General features: G+C 53.9%; 2 protein-coding genes. One reads left to right on the top strand and one right to left on the bottom strand.

Translation table 11 applies throughout. The annotated features are described in order from the left end of the window. Positions 1 to 280 precede the first annotated feature (280 nt). The gene (locus EI28_RS12445; RefSeq protein ID WP_048115312.1) at positions 281 to 1,210 is read right to left on the bottom strand and encodes an SDR family oxidoreductase; all 930 of its coding nucleotides are present in this window, start codon (positions 1,208 to 1,210) and stop codon (positions 281 to 283) included. 370 nt (positions 1,211 to 1,580) lie between these two features. Between EI28_RS12445 and EI28_RS15105 the strand changes: the two genes are divergently transcribed. Beyond that, a partial coding sequence (locus tag EI28_RS15105) for a hypothetical protein (protein WP_231476824.1) occupies positions 1,581 to 1,830 on the top strand: 250 nt, incomplete at its 3' end.

Below are 1,830 nucleotides of genomic sequence, written 5' to 3'. Positions count from 1 at the left end.
CCCGGAAGTTCCGATAGTGTAGAATATTCCCCGGGTTTTACTTTAAGACTATGATTCTTCCTGCTAACATAGGATGGCACGAAGTGGAAACTACGGTTCGGAACACCTTACTTTGAGAAGCCGGCCGCATTCTGAAGTATTTTCCAGGGTGGGCCGTACGACTGGGTGACGACCGTCCTAACAGGCGCGCACGGTGAGGAGAAGATGAAGCGTATCCAGTCGCTTCATGGCAATTCTGTGTAACCATCAGCTAAATCGAGGAGATCTATCAATCAAAGTCTTACACCTGCTCCCGGAACCACACCACCGCCTGCAGGAGCCCTTCTTCAACCGTGTACTGCGGGTCGTACCCGAACGTCTCCCGCGCCAGGGTGATGTCGGCGAGCGAGTCCCGGATATCGCCCACACGGGGTGCCTCGAAGATCGGGTCGCACCGCGTGCCGGTAATCTCCCTCAGGAGGGATACGAGATCGTTAAGGCTGATCCGAAGGCCCCCGGCGACGTTGAAGACCCCCCGGGCGTCGCTCTCCATCGCTTTAATATTCGCCTGCACCACATCGGCGACGAAGGTGAAGTCGCGGGTCTGCTCTCCGTCGCCGTAGATGACCGGCGGCTCACCGGCAAGCAGCCGGGTGATAAACTTCGGAATCACCGCCGCATACTCGGAGTTCGGGTCCTGCCGGGGGCCGAATACATTGAAGTAGCGCAGGAAGACCGTCCGGATGCCGTAGAGGTCGGCAGAGACCTTTCCGTAGCACTCATCCGCGAACTTCGTGACTGCGTAGGGGGAGAGCGGATTTGGAACCATGCCCTCGTGCTTGGGGAGAACTGGGGTGTCGCCGTAGACCGAAGAGGAGGAAGCAGCGACGACGGCAGGCACCCTGCAGTCCTTCGCCGCCACGAGCACATTGAGCGTGCCGGTCACGTTCGCCTCGTTCGAGGCGAGCGGATCCTTCACCGACCGAGGCACGGAAGGGATGGCCGCCTGGTGGAAGATGCCGTCTGCGTCCGGGAAGGTCTTCATGAGCAGGTCGAGGTCGGTGACGCTCCCCTCGACGAACGTCACCCGGGGGTGGTTGAGAAGGTGCTCGATGTTTTCCCGCCGCCCGGTGGCGAGGTTATCGATGATGACGACGTCGTGGTGCTGTGCCAGCGTATCCGCAAGATTGGAGCCGATGAAGCCGGCACCACCGGTGACGATGTAACGCATAAAGAATCTATGCCGGTGCCTAGGTTTAGTGCTTTCTCGATTATGCTGTGCCGCGGTCGTGAGCGCTTCATAAAAGGGTTTCAGTAGAATCAGGAGAGCTAGTCGATCTCTAGGTGGGCAACAATTACCAAGATATTTAGGGTTAAGATACAGTGAAAATTAGGAACGTTCTTGACTAACGTCACTGTAAGTAGATATTTACAATAAAATTTGCGAACGCCTTTATCCCCCCTGCATAGCACTCGCAGGCTTAGCCCTCGAATGGGCACTTCCGGGATACTTTTTTGTTCTAACATTGCTTAGGTAAATACAGGTATATGATAGAGTACTTATTTCCCTCTGTCAGATCACCCCTTGAAAACCGTTAATCATGGTGAAAATGGTGTCCGAATTACCAGATTCCCTTAAAAGGCTGTTGACGATAGAGGAAGATGCCAATCTGTGGGAATATAATGCGAATGGTGTCTTTTTGTGGCCCCTTGTAAGGACATCTGTGTATGGATCAATTATTAACCACATTCACGGATATTCACAGCCTCACGCAAGAGGGGATTACATTAACATGCTAAAGCCTTCTTTTTTACGGGAGTTCTTGAGATCTGGCTATTTCTGGAACTCTA

The sequence above is a fragment of the Methanoculleus sp. MH98A genome, from assembly GCF_000691865.1.
Taxonomy (GTDB): domain Archaea; phylum Halobacteriota; class Methanomicrobia; order Methanomicrobiales; family Methanoculleaceae; genus Methanoculleus.
Note: the sequence above shows the minus strand (reverse complement) of the source record. Positions and strands in the feature narration are given on the sequence as shown.